Annotated in this window: 13 protein-coding genes; 2 read left to right on the forward strand and 11 right to left on the reverse strand. The window is 39.7% G+C overall.

Annotated elements, in window-relative coordinates; genetic code table 11:
• A partial coding sequence (locus Q0A12_RS02185; protein WP_291291075.1) for an AraC family transcriptional regulator occupies positions 1-1084 on the forward strand: 1084 nt, incomplete at its 5' end.
• A gap of 91 nt (positions 1085-1175) precedes the next feature.
• On the opposite strand, the gene Q0A12_RS02190 is transcribed toward Q0A12_RS02185, so the two are convergent.
• The 3 genes from Q0A12_RS02190 to Q0A12_RS02200 all read right to left on the reverse strand — a co-directional run bounded on the left by Q0A12_RS02190 (position 1176) and on the right by Q0A12_RS02200 (position 4612).
• Positions 1176-1769 carry a hypothetical protein gene (locus tag Q0A12_RS02190; RefSeq protein ID WP_291291076.1) on the reverse strand — a complete coding sequence of 198 codons (594 nt, stop codon included), beginning with the start codon at positions 1767-1769 and terminating at the stop codon, positions 1176-1178.
• Positions 1766-1978: a helix-turn-helix transcriptional regulator gene (locus Q0A12_RS02195; RefSeq protein ID WP_060813832.1), complete on the reverse strand. Its 213-nt coding sequence runs from the start codon at positions 1976-1978 to the stop codon at positions 1766-1768. Before Q0A12_RS02195 ends, Q0A12_RS02190 begins: the two co-directional genes overlap by 4 nt.
• 234 nt (positions 1979-2212) lie before the next feature.
• Positions 2213-4612: a M60 family metallopeptidase gene (locus Q0A12_RS02200; protein ID WP_291291077.1), complete on the reverse strand. Its 2400-nt coding sequence runs from the start codon at positions 4610-4612 to the stop codon at positions 2213-2215.
• Positions 4613-5168: 556 nt separating this feature from the next.
• Between Q0A12_RS02200 and Q0A12_RS02205 the strand changes: the two genes are divergently transcribed.
• Entirely contained in the window at positions 5169-6143 is a 975-nt protein-coding gene (locus tag Q0A12_RS02205) for a S41 family peptidase (RefSeq protein WP_291291078.1), read from the forward strand.
• Positions 6144-6242: 99 nt separating this feature from the next.
• Here the strand turns inward: Q0A12_RS02205 and Q0A12_RS02210 are convergent, their stop codons facing one another.
• The 8 genes from Q0A12_RS02210 to Q0A12_RS02245 all read right to left on the reverse strand — a co-directional run.
• Positions 6243-8582 carry an HAD-IC family P-type ATPase gene (locus Q0A12_RS02210; protein ID WP_366030672.1) on the reverse strand — a complete coding sequence of 780 codons (2340 nt, stop codon included), beginning with the start codon at positions 8580-8582 and terminating at the stop codon, positions 6243-6245.
• A gap of 486 nt (positions 8583-9068) precedes the next feature.
• A complete protein-coding gene (locus Q0A12_RS02215; RefSeq protein ID WP_291291080.1) occupies positions 9069-10265 on the reverse strand; it encodes an aminotransferase class I/II-fold pyridoxal phosphate-dependent enzyme in 1197 nt (398 codons plus the stop codon).
• A complete protein-coding gene (locus tag Q0A12_RS02220) occupies positions 10258-11298 on the reverse strand; it encodes a M20/M25/M40 family metallo-hydrolase (protein ID WP_291291081.1) in 1041 nt (346 codons plus the stop codon). Before Q0A12_RS02220 ends, Q0A12_RS02215 begins: the two co-directional genes overlap by 8 nt.
• The gene (locus Q0A12_RS02225; RefSeq protein ID WP_291291082.1) at positions 11282-12364 is read right to left on the reverse strand and encodes a Xaa-Pro peptidase family protein; all 1083 of its coding nucleotides are present in this window, start codon (positions 12362-12364) and stop codon (positions 11282-11284) included. Before Q0A12_RS02225 ends, Q0A12_RS02220 begins: the two co-directional genes overlap by 17 nt.
• Before the next feature lie 214 nt (positions 12365-12578).
• Positions 12579-13928, reverse strand: coding sequence for a PTS transporter subunit EIIC (locus Q0A12_RS02230; RefSeq protein ID WP_291291083.1), 1350 nt, complete (start codon positions 13926-13928; stop codon positions 12579-12581).
• Between the two features lie 15 nt (positions 13929-13943).
• The gene (locus tag Q0A12_RS02235; RefSeq protein WP_003125507.1) at positions 13944-14282 is read right to left on the reverse strand and encodes a PTS sugar transporter subunit IIB; all 339 of its coding nucleotides are present in this window, start codon (positions 14280-14282) and stop codon (positions 13944-13946) included.
• 28 nt (positions 14283-14310) lie between these two features.
• The gene (locus Q0A12_RS02240; protein ID WP_291291084.1) at positions 14311-14631 is read right to left on the reverse strand and encodes a PTS lactose/cellobiose transporter subunit IIA; all 321 of its coding nucleotides are present in this window, start codon (positions 14629-14631) and stop codon (positions 14311-14313) included.
• Between the two features lie 4 nt (positions 14632-14635).
• Positions 14636-16469: PRD domain-containing protein (locus tag Q0A12_RS02245; protein ID WP_291291085.1), on the reverse strand; the 1834-nt coding region annotated here is incomplete at its 5' end.

Below are 16469 nucleotides of genomic sequence, written 5' to 3' on the forward strand. Positions count from 1 at the left end.
GAACAGCACATTCGATCATTTAAAAAAAGTTTCTTTATCACTAGGTATTCCGGTTAAGCGCTATTCCATAGATGAGGTTGCTGCGCTAAAGGATCTCGCTTTCCCCTTCCCCACAAAAAATCATAGAACACTTTATTTTTGGCGAAAAGAAACTTATATTTATGCTTATTTTTCCGAGAGTTCCGATCCAGCGGAAACAAAACCAAATGATTCATTTATTCTATTTGGACCTTACTTTTTACCTGAAACAGATATTGATCTTCCTTATCTCAATTCGTTGATTGATGAATTCATCGAGCTTATTTATCACTTAGTTTCATTAGCCTCGCCCAAAGAAATCGTCAAAGAACAAAGTCTGAACATCTATCTTTTCTCGCAAGAAGAACAAGCATTGTTGCGTCCTTATAATACAGCGGAAAGCATCGAAGAATTTTACCGGGTGGAACTGATCCTTTTTTGCCATATCAAAGACAACAACCGGCAAGGAGCCTTTAAAATTTTGGAACTCTTAGACAAGCATCATTTTTCTCAACTTAGTATTGCCCAACTACGAACCCAATTTATTTCGATCATTACTCTGCTAACCAGAGTCGAGATCGAGCAAGGAAATCCCGTTCAAATGGTCTTCAAAAAACAAGAGTTTCACTTTAGGCTGGTGGATCATATTGTTTCGCCAGAAACAGCAACCCACTATCTAAAGCAGGCGATCGCTGACTTTTTTACCATTCTTGAGCACCTCCCTAAACAAGACTATTCTGCCACTGTTATGCAGATGCTCAACTATCTTGAAAATCATTTACACGAAAAAATCACACTAAATGATGTCGCTTGTTCCCTTTCCAAGAATCCTAAATATTTAGGCAGGCTTTTTAAACAGGAAGTCCATTACAGCTTCAAAGACTTCTTACTCCTGAGGAGAATTCACGAGGCGAAAAAACAATTACTCTTTACAGATTCACCGATTGGGCAAATTGGAACTGATCTCGCCTTTTCCAATCAAAGTCATTTTACTGAATGTTTTAAGAGACATACCAATGTTACCCCCAAAAAATACCGCACTTCCCGTTCATATTACGCTTTTTAAATAGGATGAAATGAAAAAAACAGACCAGCACCTTAACAAGAAGGTGTCGGTCTGCTTTTCTCTGCGACAGCGACTATACTTAATGGATTATTCATTCCGTTGTCACGTTTACTCTACGCTCTCTCAACAAATAGCCCCAACCTGTTAGGCTGATCACTAAGCTGGCTAAGACAAGCCAAAAGCCAGAATCAATAGTGATTCTCCCCTCGGCAACTAGCTTCTGTGAGCCAATAACCATGTCTCGACAGTAAAGAAAGGTTCCACCTGCACCGATAAATAGGGAAACGATCAATATAGTATAAATCTCTCCTTTACTCGCATTGTGTCCAAAAAAACTGCCGCTCAGCATTTGATAGCCCACTATCACACTTCCTACAACTCCCGCGATGAAAAACGCGAAATCACTAGGATCACTAAAAAAGCCAGGCATAGCAAATAATAATATAAATCCAACTTTCAATCCCCACTTATAGCTATTGCTTTTCAACTGATCTTGCCGTTCATCATAAGACTCTTTTTCCATTCTACTCACCGATCGAAAAAGCAGGCCATAAATCAGATAAAAACCAAGAATAAATAAGACCCCAACAAACCAATAACCTACCCACGTAAAGAAAATCAGATTTGCTGCTACCCACAGAACATGTAATACTTTCTCGCAAATACTTGCCCACTTGTTTTTCATTCGTTTGTGCCTCCAGTCAATTTAAACAGTTCTTCAACTGACATTTCAAAATAATGAGCAATCCGCAATGCCAATTCTAGCGAAGGGTTATATTTATTGGTCTCAATAGCATTGACCGTTTGCCGGGAAACACCCAAAATCGCTGCTAATTCCCCTTGGGACAAGCCATGCCCTTCACGAATACTTCTTAAACGATTGATAACTGGCATCTTCTCACCTCTGTCAAGTTTCCTTTACACATAAGTTATCATACCTCGAAGAAGTTGTAAAGGTTCCTTGACACATAAAAAAAGCTACCATATTTTCATGGTAGCTTTTGACCTATCTTTTCTTTGTCCGTCTCCTAACGATGCCTCAATAAAAGTCCTGCGTTGAATTAGTTTTTGTGCATAAAACAAAATTCAACTGACAAAACATCGCCTGAGGATTTTTGGATTCAAAGATTAGTTAAATGTGTTCTCTCTCATGCGATAATTCCCACTAGCATGTCTAACTTCTACTACGTAGGAAGAACCAGAAGTAGCTTTCTTAGAGGTAGTGAAAACAAGTCCATTCAATTGTCCATAGTAGGCTTTGCCGTCCGTTACTTCTGCCATGTACTTCTTATTTTCTAAAACCACAATTTTGTAATTCTTATATAAGTCGTTTGAGAAAGAAACAGTGACTTTACTATTTTTGAAATCCAAACTAGAAATCATGGATTCGAAAAACAATTGTTGTGCTTTATTGATACGATCTGTTAGAGGCTTTTTAAACTCTGCAGAGATACTAGAAATTCTACTTCGTAAATCATCTAATTTTTCTTGTGTTACATTGTCATTCAACTGATGATCAGTTATAAACAACGCGTTGATCTCTTTTTTCAGCGTCATCTCTGCTGAAGTGATTCCAGCTACTGTGTAGGTTTTATGGGGAAGCCGAAATTGGACCGAAAAATCCGTTTGATTTTTTTGATCAGAAACTTTCAACGTTTTATCAGATAAACTGCTATAGTAAGGTTTGCCATTTGCTACTTCTGCAATATATTTGCCGTTTCCAAGAATAACAATTTTTTTGTATTCTTTGAATTTGGAATTTGTAAATGTCACTAGCAGATTTCCTGATTCATCAAGGGACAGATCTTTGACAAGGGCAGATAAATAGTTGTTTTCTAGTTTTTCTAAAGATGACAAAAGCTTTTGTTGCTCATTTGTATCCGCAAGAGTAGCTATGTCGGTTCTAATGCCATCTAAGATCTCTTGAGTGAGTATTTCGTCAAGAGGTTCTTGCGAATCCAAGTACCCTAAAATAGTGTTCTGCAACTGCTCTACACTCAGTGAACGATTATACAGGTGAAAAACACCATCTGTATTTCTTAACTCAATTCGAATTTTATCTGTTGAATTGATTGGTGTCGTAATTTGCCACGTGTTGTCATTCAAGGTGCTCTCCGATTGTTTATTGATCAATTTGGAAATCTCTTGATCATTTTTGATGACGACTAATGTTTGATCTTGAAAAACATTCGTGTCAAAATCCGTTAAATCAACCTTGATTCCAGTATCAGAAAGGGTCACTTTGTCAATCATCCGCATCGGTAATTTTTTAGTAGACTGATTGTCATTCAACCAAATCTTTTCAGGAAGATCCAGAAGTTGATCGGTCTGTGATCTTGTAGGTTCAGTAATGGCAAATCCCCATTCTTCAAAATACGGAACCATATTATATCCAGTGACCTTAGACACATTGCTGACAAAATTTTGAATACGCTCCGCATCGGTACTATATGACAAATTATTTTCCCGATAATACTGATGTAGAACCGGATAGAAGTTTTCACCAAAGGTATTGGCCAGTTGACCAAACATAACCATTTTCAAGTCATTGTTCTGTTTTTCGAAATCCTTATTTTCTGAAGTTAAATAGGTGTGCATTTGTGGATAATAACTGTCCAAAGCGGTTATCTTACCCGATGTCTCTTTTTGAACAGCCATCGAATAAATGTTTACTGAAGACTCTATAACGGAATCCCATCTCCAAGCATCTTGTTGTCTTTGATGGCCACTTTCATGCCAAACGCCCCAACCATTATTCGTTTTCAGAAGTCTGGCAAGCGCACCATCGCCGTTAAATCCCATATATTCTTGAGTAGAGAACATATACTTTCTTGATACTTCGATAAAGTGTTGGAAATGGCGATCGACTCTATTTTCAGGACGTCCGTCACTGCTGATTCCCGACACCTGATCTTGTGCCGCTAAGAATTTGTCATAATATTCCATCAATTCTTTCGGATCAGTAATATTTTTTTTGGCTTGTCGGTAGCTGACTGTAACAATTGCTTTATTGCTTATCAATTGTACGTCTTTTGCATTTTCTGCTGCAATCATTTGTGTTTGAAAGTCTTCCACACTGGTTGTGTTTAAGTCAAAAAAAGGCATCTGACCTGTTGCCCCATTAATCGTTACCAATGCACTGCCATCTTCATTGGGGTTTACCACATAAATGGCGCCTTCCGTTTCAACATTTATTTCATTCGTTCCTTGTAGTAATGGATATTTTTTTTGTGTGTTTCGTTCTGGTGTTCCGATGACAAGTTCTAAAGCATCTTGATCCTTCACTACAACCGTTAAATGATCTCCTTTTTCTGCATATAATCCGCTAGCTTCTAAATTGGAATATCGGAAAACTCTTCGTTGCCGAATTCGCTCTTTTTCAATGTCTCCTCTGCCAACAAACGCCTTCGTCACTTCTTTTTGATTTTCTGACTGTGTCACTTCTGCGGTAGATTCCTGCTCCCCATATACCACTGTACCCCCAAACAACCCAAAAACTAAAACACAAAATAAGATACTTTTTTTCATATAACCCCTCACTTTTCATGTAATAGATTTATTTTACTATTAAAATGTTTTTTTATAAAATATTTACTACATCAAAATATAATCTATCTGTAATTATTTTCAAATAATACTTTTAAACTAAGAGATTATCAGTAACTCAATCCAAAGAAGCGATTGCATGACAAAAGATACCTATCTCGTTGATCAAGACAAGTATCTCTTTGGATTAAGGGAGCTTCGTTAATTGAAGATAGTAAAAAGAGAGCTGTAGTCCCAGCTCCCTTCATTGATGAGATTCTTTATATATTCAACCAAGCCATTCACGCTTGTTCTTCGACCTACTCCATCTCAGCGCCTTCACTAGCCCTGTTTTCAGGTTAGGATTTTTGAAGGGCACCTTTTTTAGCATAGCACCGAAAAATACGATGGACCAGTTTACTCGCTAATCGTTGGATAAAAACGGAATGCAAAAAAATAATTATATAATTTATCAATCGATTTTTGCTATAAAATCATTTAGAATGAAATAAAATCAAAATACATACTAACTAAACAACTTCAAATTGGAGCGTGAATTATGAGAAAAATACTCGTGTTGATTTTTTCAATTATCACAGTCTTAGCACTGTCTATCCATTTCTTTGGACTGCAGATTGGTCTTGCGCTTTTTGATAAACCGCTCTATATTGTTCCTCCTTCTGTCTATCGTTTAACAAAAGATGCGTTATCCATTATGGAGAATTATGGGGTATATGCAAAAGAGACAGGATTTGAGAAAGAAATACCAAACTATCTAGCTCAAGTAAAAAAAGACGACTCGTTCGATGATGTTGTGCCCATGCTGAATCATGCGATAAAGCAGGCCGGCGGAGAGCATTCAGCGCTTATTGAAGTTCAAGAGGATGACTCAACCTTTTTTAATCCAGCATTACTTACTTTTCCTCGAGTGTTGATCGAGGATAACATCGCTACCCTGATTTTGCCCTCGTTTCCTGCTAGTGATGAAGAAAATGTGCGCACTTATGTCACTACAGCCCTGGAGCAACTGTCCAATATGTCTGACCTTCAAGGAGTCATCATTGATTTGCGAGGCAATCATGGTGGCAACATGATGCCTATGTTAGGAGCCTGTGCGCCTTTTCTGAAAGATGGAAAACTATTTGAATTTATTTCTCCACACAAAAAAATCCCCGTCTTCAAGAAAGACGGAGAAATACGTTTTGAAGAAAATCGTTTAAGTCTACCAACAAATGCAGATTTTCATAATCTGCCTATTGCTGTTTTGACAGATCATCAGACTGCTAGCTCAGCTGAGGTGCTTCTGATTGCGCTTCTAGGACAAGAGCGAGTTTCCACTTTTGGAGAAGAGACGGCTGGCTATGCCACAGGAGTTTCTATGATTCCCCTTTATGGAAAATATGCTTTGTCCTTAGCAGGTGCAAAAATCAAAGGAACAAATGGAATCCTGTATGAAGAAAAGCCAATTCTTCCTGATGTCATAACTGACCATCCGGAAAAAGCTGCACTGGAGTGGCTTGAAGGCAATGAGTAAAAGCGTTCAAAAAGGAACAGCTTGTTTCGCAATAATCAATAATCATTTTCAACTTCAATCTCCTAGAATCTCAACCTTTCTATTACTCCTGTTTTCAGGTTAAGATTTCTGCAATGCGCCTTTTTTTACATAACGGCGAAAAATGCAGTGAACCAGTTTGTTGGCTAGTCGCTGAATCGCAACGGAATAATTGAGCAATGCCACCAGCAAAATCAAATTGATATAGGTCGTATTGCCGAGATTAAATAGATCTCTGCCGACAATCAGTGCGATAAAGTAAAGGAGTTGTGTACCAAAGAAAACAAACCTCCGGTACTTGCTATTTGGCGGATAGATTTTTCGTTGGATCAGAATGTAATTCCATGCAGTAAAAAGCACACACATGATCGATAAAGCTTGACCGTTGCTGCCGAACAAATGCCCGATATTAATAATAAGCAATGTTCCAATTGCGATCGATAGTGACGCTGGAAAAGCATTTTTGAAAATCGTAGACAAAAAGTCTCCTTTGATCCGATTGAAATCCGGTTCGAAATTCAATAAAAAGGTTGGAATTCCCACAAAACAAGCATTGATGATCGTCAGCTGGATTGGTTCAAATGGGTAAGTGGTCCCCGTTAAAAGTGTTCCGATAGTGAGCAAGATGGAGAATAACACTTGAACTAAAACCAGCGAACCTGAGCGAGTAATATTATTGATGACCCTTCTGCCTTCATCTAGCACCGAAGGCAGTGCCGAAAACTGGTTTTCCAACAGAACTAGATTTGCGACTTGTCTTGCGGCATCAACACCGGATGCCATCGCAATCGAGCAGTCCGCTTCTTTAAGAGCCAACACATCATTGACACCATCGCCGGTCATGGCCACCGTATGATTCATTTCTTTTAAATAAATGACCATTTCTTTCTTTTGCTGAGGGGTCACGCGACCGAAAATCTGATAGTTGCCGACTGCTTCTTTCAGTTCATCCGCAGTAAGCGTCGAAACATCGATATAATCAGACGCACCGGGAAGATTGACCTTTTTAGCGATTTGACTGACCGTGACCGGGTCATCCCCTGAAATGATCTTGCACTGAATGGCTTGTGATCTGAAATACTCTAGGGTAGCTTTGGCATCTGATCGGACGGTATCTGATAATAGGAAAAATCCTAAGGGTTCAATCGTTGCAGGCAGCTCATGATTTTCACAAGTCTGCGGGCTATGTGCCAACACAATGACCCGGTACCCTTGTTCCGCCAGCGCTCGTTCTTGTTTTAAAACAGACCCATGCTCTTTTGATAAAAGAATAGATGCTGCGCCAATAAAGTAAGTTCCTTTTCCTTCAAAAGAAACACAGCTGAATTTTCGTTCCGAAGAAAAAGGCACGACATGCTGCATCGTATAGGTTTGCTTCTCTGGGAAAAAGGCCCTTAATGCCAGTGCGGTTGGATTTTTATCTGGTAAATGTGCGAGTAGATTCTGCGTGATTTCTGTCATTTTTTCTTCTGTTGTAAAAGGAATCACTTTCTCTACTGTCATTTGTCCTTCAGTGATCGTTCCTGTTTTGTCTAAACAAAGAACGTCGACTCGTGCTAAGGCATCGATACAGTTGAGCTCTTGGACCAAGACCTTTTTTTGTGCCAGATAGACGGCACTGATGGTTAAAGTCACACTTGTCAGTAAAAACAGACCTTCTGGAAACATTCCCACAGCCGCTGCTACAGTGTGCAGTATGGCTTTATTAAAAGAAGCATGCGTTATAAAATATTGTTTCAAGAATAACAGCGTACACAGCGGAATCAGAATCAGACTAATCCAGCGAATGATCTTGTTCAAACTTCCTTGAATCAGATATTTTTGCCGCTTGATGGTTTTCGCTTCTTTATTGATTTTTTCAATGTAATTTTCTTCCCCTACATGAATGACTTGGCAAAGAGCTTCCCCGGCAGTAACGAAACTACCAGAAAACAGTTCAGCATCGGGTTCTTTACTGATGCTATCCATTTCTCCTGTCAACAGTGATTCATTCACTTCCAAAGATCCTTCGATGACTTTAGCATCTGCGGGTACTTGGTCGCCATTCTTCAATAAGAGAATGTCATCTAGGACCAATTTATGGATTGGCAATGTCTCTAAGTTGCCGTCACGATACACATTGACCTTAGCAACTTTCAACAGCGCCAGTTTATCAAGGGTCCGTTTTGAACGGATTTCCTGAAACAAGTTGATAACTACATTACTAAAAACGACAAAAACGAATAAGCCATTCTGATAAGAACCAGTTAATGCCACTAAGAAAAAGAGGAGACTGTTAATGAGATTAAAGAAAGTAAAAACATTTGTGAAAACAATTTTCGGATACGAATTTGTCTTATCTTTCTTTGATTTATTGACTTCTCCGCGTTGAATCCGTGCCTTTACTTCGGCTGTAGTTAATCCTTTTATTTTCTCGATGATGTCTCACCCTTTCTGCTTATCGTTTGTCCCACACTAATACTATCTTACTGAAACGTTGATTTTTAATCTATAGGACTTACGAATGGTTTTTCGCGTTGCTAAAATAAATGCCGTCAAAAATTTACTTTCCGATAGGTTCGTCCTGATTGCGTAAAATATAGCACATTCTGCTATGGCTTGGCGTTTCATTTTTGTCACCTCATTGTCATCCTTTGGCTAAATAGTCTTTTAGGGTCTTGTTTGTTTCGGCTTTAACCAGCAAGCAACCTTGTTCTATCAACAATACTCGCAATCATTTCCAGTTAAAAAAACTCACTAGATCGTTGTCACCTTTATTTGCGGTTTGTGTTTTATCTTTAGAAATTCTAAAGGGTTGGTGAAAAGATGGTCGAACAAAAAAAGCACAAAAACTTTTCGTCAAAGCTTTTGTACTTCTTCATGTTTGGATACCAATAAAACCATTTTACACGTCTAGTAATGGACGACCTATTGCTTCGAAAGTTGGTGATCCAAAGAGTCAATCGCATGCATGAGACCTGCTAGCCCAGCAATAATTTTCTCTTTTGGTGCACCTAGATTAAACCGCAAATAAGACTTGCCCTCTGGTCCATAAACCTCACCATTCATGATCGCGATTCTTTCTTTTTTCACCAGAACACTTTGTAATTCATCCATGCTATAAGGTAAATCTTTTATGTTGATCCAGCCTAAGTAGGTTGCTTCTGGAATAGTGAAATGAATCCGCGGATCAGCAGACAGTATCTTTTTTGCTTCGAAAAAGTTCTCGTCAATTGTTTGATTGAGTTCAACGACCCATTTCTTTTGATTCCGATAACAGTCCATTGTCGCTAGTAGCGCAGGATATGGAATCGACGATAGACCGTCCCTTGCTTTCAACATCGTCAAAAATCGCTCTCGTACTTTTTCATCCTCAATGATAGCATACGAGCCTCCCAGCCCCGGCGTGTTGAATGTCTTTGATGGAGAGGAGAGCAAGATGATAGGAACTTCTAGCGAATCAGTAAATGCTAAAATTGGACGATGCTTTTTCCCAGGACGACGGACATCCATATGGATCTCATCACTCAAGATAGCGACGTTGTGTCTCTGACATAATGAAACCAATGTTGACAGCTCTTCATCTGTGAACACTCGGCCAGTTGGATTGTGCGGATTGCATAGCAGAAAAATCGCTGGTTTTTCGCTAGCAAAGACGTTGGCTAACGCGGTAAAGTCAATCGTGAAGCACTCCTGATTATTTGTTAAGGAGAATGGGAGCAGTTGCCGTTCGTTACTAGCGATACAATGGTAAAAGGCATCATAGCAAGGAGTAAATGTCACTACTTTGTCACCTCTTTGGCTTAGTAACTGGATACAAAGAGACAAACTATAGATAACACTTGGTGAGTAAACACACCAATCTGGCTCAACTTCGCAAGCAAACTCCTGCAAAAACCAATGACAGATACTTTGTTTATAATCAAGATGGTTCCAGCGGGTATAGCCAAAAAAACCTCGTGTAACAGCCTCAGCCAATATTTCTCTGGTTCCATCAGGAATCATAAAATCCATGTCTGAGATTGAAAAAGGCAATAGCCCTTTTTCGCCAAAACGGTCTTGAACATAATCCCACTGGGTCGAATACGTACCATAACGAGAGCGCTGTTCTTTAAAATTACTCAAGATCAATTCCTCCCTCATCCAATGAACGAATAACTGCAGAAATCAACTCGATGGTCGCTTCAACATCATTGATGTCCACGATGGAATGCCACGAATGGCAATAGCGAACCGGTACACAAAAGACTAGGGTTGGTTTACCGGCCTTTAACTGAACCGAACCAGCATCCGTTCCGCCTCCAGCTAACAGATCATATTGCCAAGGAATTTGATTGCTTTCAGCAACTTCCTTGCAGTAATCCAACAGCTTTATATTTCCTAATGCGGTTTTATCGGCCAGAACAAGACCTGGACCTTTCCCTTGGATACGATTAGGATAGTCCGCAGCTTTTGGCGTATCTTTCCCATTGGCTACATCAATAACGATATTGATATCGGCATCCACTTGCTGCGCGGCAACTTTCGATCCACGTGTTCCAGCTTCTTCTTGGACTGTTCCTACACCAATGATTTCGACATGTTGCGTTTTGATCTGATTTTTGATCTGTGCCATGATCGTACAGGCAACACGATTGTCCAATGCTTTACCAATGATCTTCTGCTGATTAAAGCTTTTCTTGGCTTGAGTATTTGGTAAAATCATATCACCCACTTGCAAACCAGCAACTTCCAATTCCTGTTTTGATTTGGCCCCAAAGTCAATATACATCTCACTGATCGGTACTACTTCCGACATTGTATGGGTTGATTTTGGCAGTGTTCCCACCACACCTTCTAAAATAGAGCCGTTTTTACGGCAAGTCGCTCGTACTTGCTGGCCTAAAATCACATGTCCCCACCAGCCACCAATCGGGTAAAAATAGACAAATCCTTCCTCTGTGATCCGGTGGACAAAGAATCCGACTTCATCCATATGGGCATAGAGTGCGATTTTTTTCTTTTTTGTTGTTAATTCACCAAAATAGAGGTTCCCAAATGAATCTTTGACACCATTCGAATCAATGGTCTCCATCAGTGCTGCCTGCACTTGTGACTCTTGCCCAGGCAGTGCATCTAAATTAGAAAGACGCATTAATAATTTATCGGTTGCAATCAATGGTTATCCACTCCTTACTGAATTCCGTCAAAAGTTCAGCATTCCCCAAATCATTTACTAACACATCATCCTCGATGCGGATGCCGAATTTTTCTTTCGGTAAATAAATGCCTGGCTCAATCGTAAATGTCATGTTGGCTTGAATCGGCAACTCGTTTTTAGGTGCCAAGGCCGGATACTCATGACAAGAAAGACCAATGCCATGTCCAAGATTGTGACTAAAATATCTGGCAAGCCCCTCTCTCTCCAAGGCTTGTCTGGCAACTTGATCGATCTCATCGACTGTTTTCTCTAAGGAAACTGCTTGAACAGCTGATTTTTGAGCAGCCAATAGGCGTTCATACGTTTCTCGAATCTCGGGTTTTACCTCGCCAAAGCCTATCGTCCGTGTAATATCCGAATAGTACCCATGGTAGATCGTTCCGAAGTCGATCATGATCAGCTCATTCGCCTCTATTTTCTTCTGACTAGCATGGGCATGAGGCAATGCGGTTCGTTCGCCAGAAGCGACGATGGTTTCAAAGGCTGGACCTTCGCTGCCTAATTTTTTGCTACGATAATCTAACTCATTGGCTAATTCTAGTTCCGTCATCCCTACTCGTATCATTGGCATGATCTGTTCTAGTGTTTGATCGGCAATCCGCGCCGCCTGTCTGAGGGCACAAATTTCTTCAGAAGATTTGATCATTCTTAAACTTTCCACCATGTTTTTCGTGGCGATTAGCTGACCATTGACCTCCTTCATTAAACAATGTAGCTCAGTAAAAGTCTGATAGGAAATGGTTTCCGCCTCAAAGCCCAATACCATACCTGCAGTGAATGGCCGCATTGTTTCGATCAAATGACTTCCTATCGGGATCTCACAGATTTCCACACCGGCTGTTTGTTGAGATGCTTGTTCTGTATAACGGCCGTCCACAAACAGAATCATCTTGTTTTCAGTAACTAACAGTAACCCATTTGACCCTGTAAATCCGCAAAGATAGCGGCGATTTGTTTTATCTGTGACCAGAAGCCCTGACAATTTTTGTTCAGCAATTTTTACTCTTAATGCATCGATCCTCATTTATGTCCCCTCATTCTTTTTCAATACTCATCCTTCATGGTTGGTCTTTTATAAAGAAACATCTTGAACATTCAAAAACAGGGCATAAGCTGACAAGATGAGCAACTAACGATAGACTTACTTTTGTGCAAGAATCAGCCATTTCACTGGAGGACTCCTCACATTCTATTGTTTGATTTCCACTTGTTCTCACTTATGCCCCCAGCCCTTTTGGCTAGAAATCAATATCTGTTAAATATTGTTCGTCTTCCTCTGAAATGACAGAGTTGCCTTTTTCTGCTTCTAATAATGCTTCGCGTTCAAGTTCTTGTTTTTCCAATACTTTGAAGAATGGCAAATATAAGCCAAAAGATAGTGCAACTTGAACAACTTGAATGATGACTGCACGCCAGTCAAACCCTGTTAGAAATCCCTCCATAAATATTGGTACATAGGGTGGATCAAAAATCGGATAGTTCAACAAGCCTAATTTCATACAAATCATTGGGAGCATTCCTACCAATGCCCCGCCAAAGATAAATGGAATCATCAATACTGGATTTAGGATAATTGGTACACCGAACAGCACCGGTTCATTGATCCCAAACATGGAAGGGAGTAAAGCAACTGCCCCCACTTTTTTGTACCGTTGTGATTTACTGATGATCATGGCCAAAACCAGCCCTATCGTGACCCCTGAGCCAGTGAAGTTGGCAAATGCCGACAAGGTACCATTCGTGATGACATGGCGTAATGGTTCCCCTGCTTCATGAGCGGCAATGTTTTCGGACAAATATTGCACGGCGATTGGAGAAAGAATCGGGGAAAGAACCGCCGAATGAATACCAAAAAACCAGAAAACCAACCGTAAAACTAGTACTAGATAAATCACCCATAGCGAATCCAGACTACCAATCGCTGGTGCCAAAATGTCCATGATGACTTGCGGTAAAAGCACACCACCAGATAGACTATCCGTAACCGCGCGAATCACAATAAATAGTACACCGATAGCCGCAGTAGGTGTAATCAACTCGAAAGAACTGGAGACAAAATCCGGAACCCCTTCTGGCATTTTGATCACTAGCTTGTGTTTCGTGAAGAATTGATACAGCTTAACTGAAATAATAGCTATGAAAATGGCGGTAAACAATCCCTTAGAATCAAGATAACTGGCAACGATATTGCCGTTGTCATCCACATCCATTGCCACGATTAAAAAGGCAATTGCCGACAACATCATTGATCCCACCGTATAAAGCTTGTAATGTTCGCTTAAAAAATAGGAAATGGCTAGAACCGCATATAACCCCACTAATCCCAATGAAACTTTTGAAATAATCCCAAAAATATAACCGTAACTTTCAAACCAATTGGCAACTCCCTGTGTCGTAATAAACTCAGGAATAGACGGAAAAATTGCTGCCACAGACCCCAAGAGCAACACTGGAGTCATGACCACCATTCCTTTTTTGATTGCAGTCAGGTAAGCATTACTATCAACTTTATTCGCCACCGGCACCAATGTTTTCCGAATAAATGCTTCTACTTTTTCAAAAGTACCCTGTTTCTTTGGACTTTCCATTTTATTCACTCCTAATTATTGAGTTTTCAATGCTTCATTCTTACGATACGCAACCAACGCTTGTTTCATTACGGTAGCCCCATCCATGGACCCGTAGATATCCGACGTTAGTAAAACCGTTGGCTTGTTCACTTTATCTGCTTCTCCTTTAATGAAATCGTATTTGTGACTCAACTGTGGACCAACTAAAATCACATCATAGTCATTGATGTAGCGTTCCAATTTGTCAACACCGATTGCCTCCATTGGATAGTCTTTTTCATCTAAGCTTTTTGATTCTTTGACAACTTTTTTCATTGACTCCATCATCATTGTTGTTGAGAAGCCTCCTGCACAAACAAGCAATATTTTCATGTTTCTTTCCTCCTACTATTTTTTGTGATTACTTATTTTCTTCGCTTTTTTCCTTTAACATGCCAATCATTTCCTCAATCAAATCGCGTGCCAACAAACTTGTCATCAAATGATCCTGCGCATGAACCATCAATAAGCTTGTTTCTGTTTTTTCACCATTAAGTTCGCCAGTGATCAACTTTGTCTGGACATCATGGGCATCAATACTCCTTTCTTTGGCTTCTTTCATTTTTGCCTCTGCCTGATCAAACTCCCCTTTTCGAGCGAATCTTAGCGCTTCAAAAGCTGCTCCTCGCGAATCTCCTGCTGCAGAAATGATTTTAAAAATATCAATTTCTTTTTCGTTCATTGTTTCATCCTTCTTTCATTAGGCTTTGTATATAAGACTGGAAGTCTTGAAAAGTGGTGATTTTAGCTAGATGATTGTCTAACGCTTGGTCTTCCATCATTTTGATCATCAATCGACTGATTTCTTTATGCAGATTTAAGTGATCTTTCTTGATATTGATCAAGAAGATAACCTTGACCTTTTTCCCACGATACACTATTGGTTTTCTTAGTAAAATTACATTGATGATTTCTCTAATCGCTGCCTGCTCCATAGGATGGGGACCTGCGATGCCACTTTGATAAATAGTGTCGATCATTTTTTCTCGCTCAAGGACACTCTGCTTAAACCCCTGTTCTGCCCACCCCTCTTTTTCTAAGCGAGCAGCTTCATTTCCCAAAAGGTGCAAATAGTCTTCGGATGCCGTATCAATTTGAAACCACTGAGAGTCAAATAAGCTGAGAATAAACTGATGGACATCAAACACTCTATTTTTCGACTCCCGCAATAGGCTCAAATCTTTTTCGATCTTATGGAGTTCTGCCCGATTTAAAATCGTTTTTGTGTAAATAATTGGGAGTGCAAACCGTTCCTGATCCAGAGGAACAGTGGAAATCAAAAGATCAAAACTTTGATCGATTTGGTCAACTTCATTCAAAGCAAATGTCGTGACCTCGGCATTACTGAAAAGCCGTTCCAGATTCACCTTCAACAAATAAGACGCTCCACCACCAGTGGAACAAATCACCGCAATTTTTTTATAGTCATCAATGCGCTGGTTCGCTTGTTTCTCAAGACTCGCTGCAAAATAAATAGCCACATAGCCAATCTCATCTTTACTGATGTCTGCATTTAAATCCTTGTTCAATTCATTGATAAATACCATCGCGACGTTGAATACATTGGCATACTGCGTATAAATATCATCAATGATAGGATTATCTAATTGATGCCCCGTATACAGCCTTTGTAGCAATGGAGCGACATGCATCAATAAGGCATTGCTTAAATCTTGGTCCTTCCGAAAATGCGTCTGATACCGCCAATCCACATACTCGAGGGTTTTCTCAATTGCTTGTTTCAACTGCTGATTACTGGTTCGATCATCCAGAACTGAAAATTTTCCGCGCAGTTGTTCTTGCAAATAATTTTTTTCGGCATTTGAAAATGTTACGGAATAAGCAGATTCTAAATAGGTAATCAAATCTTCAGTAAGATAGTCGTACTTGTCGATTACTGACCTGGCCATTTCTTCATCATTCGTCAATGTATTGTTCTGCGTGATCCGAAAAATCAGTAATCGAATGTGTTGTACGATGTTCTCAAACACAATATCACTGGCTTTCAGTTGATATTGCTGCAATTTCTCCGACAGAAAGCACCGCAGTGCCTCTTCGTCAAAAACAAAATGAAATGCTTTATAGCGTTCAGTCAACACCGGTGTATGGATGACATTACGAATCAAATAGAGAATCGCTCGCCGTTTCTTCTCTTCCGTTCCTATAATTTTTAATCCATAATGTGCTTTGCTGAATAAGGATAATTCGTAAGACTCGCAAAATAGCTCTACTTGTTTGATATCCGCTTTAACAGTTGAAAGACTCACATCCAACCATTCTGAGATCTGCTGCATCGTAATATATTCTTCATGAAACAGTAAGAGAAGTTCGATATTTTTGATTCGTTCATTCGGGTTCGCTTGATCAATCTTTTCTTGACGTTTTGCATGAGATAAAAAATTTAGAAATTTTGTTTTATCAGAAATTTCCAGCTGATAGCCTGCCGAACGAATCCGCTCTATTGAAAATCCTTCTGATCGTCCGATGTCTCTCAACCACTTGATATCATTAGCTAAGGTC

It is taken from the genome of Enterococcus sp., from assembly GCF_022711995.1.
GTDB lineage: Bacteria > Bacillota > Bacilli > Lactobacillales > Enterococcaceae > Enterococcus_D.

Coding starts and splice junctions, on each gene's coding strand:
- Q0A12_RS02235 (WP_003125507.1), bottom strand. CDS start 14,282: ATGAAAATATTGCTTGTTTGTGCAGGAGGCTTCTCAACAACAATGATG.
- Q0A12_RS02190 (WP_291291076.1), bottom strand. CDS start 1,769: ATGAAAAACAAGTGGGCAAGTATTTGCGAGAAAGTATTACATGTTCTG.
- Q0A12_RS02200 (WP_291291077.1), bottom strand. CDS start 4,612: ATGAAAAAAAGTATCTTATTTTGTGTTTTAGTTTTTGGGTTGTTTGGG.
- Q0A12_RS02205 (WP_291291078.1), top strand. CDS start 5,169: ATGAGAAAAATACTCGTGTTGATTTTTTCAATTATCACAGTCTTAGCA.
- Q0A12_RS02195 (WP_060813832.1), bottom strand. CDS start 1,978: ATGCCAGTTATCAATCGTTTAAGAAGTATTCGTGAAGGGCATGGCTTG.
- Q0A12_RS02240 (WP_291291084.1), bottom strand. CDS start 14,631: ATGAACGAAAAAGAAATTGATATTTTTAAAATCATTTCTGCAGCAGGA.
- Q0A12_RS02225 (WP_291291082.1), bottom strand. CDS start 12,364: ATGAGGATCGATGCATTAAGAGTAAAAATTGCTGAACAAAAATTGTCA.
- Q0A12_RS02230 (WP_291291083.1), bottom strand. CDS start 13,928: ATGGAAAGTCCAAAGAAACAGGGTACTTTTGAAAAAGTAGAAGCATTT.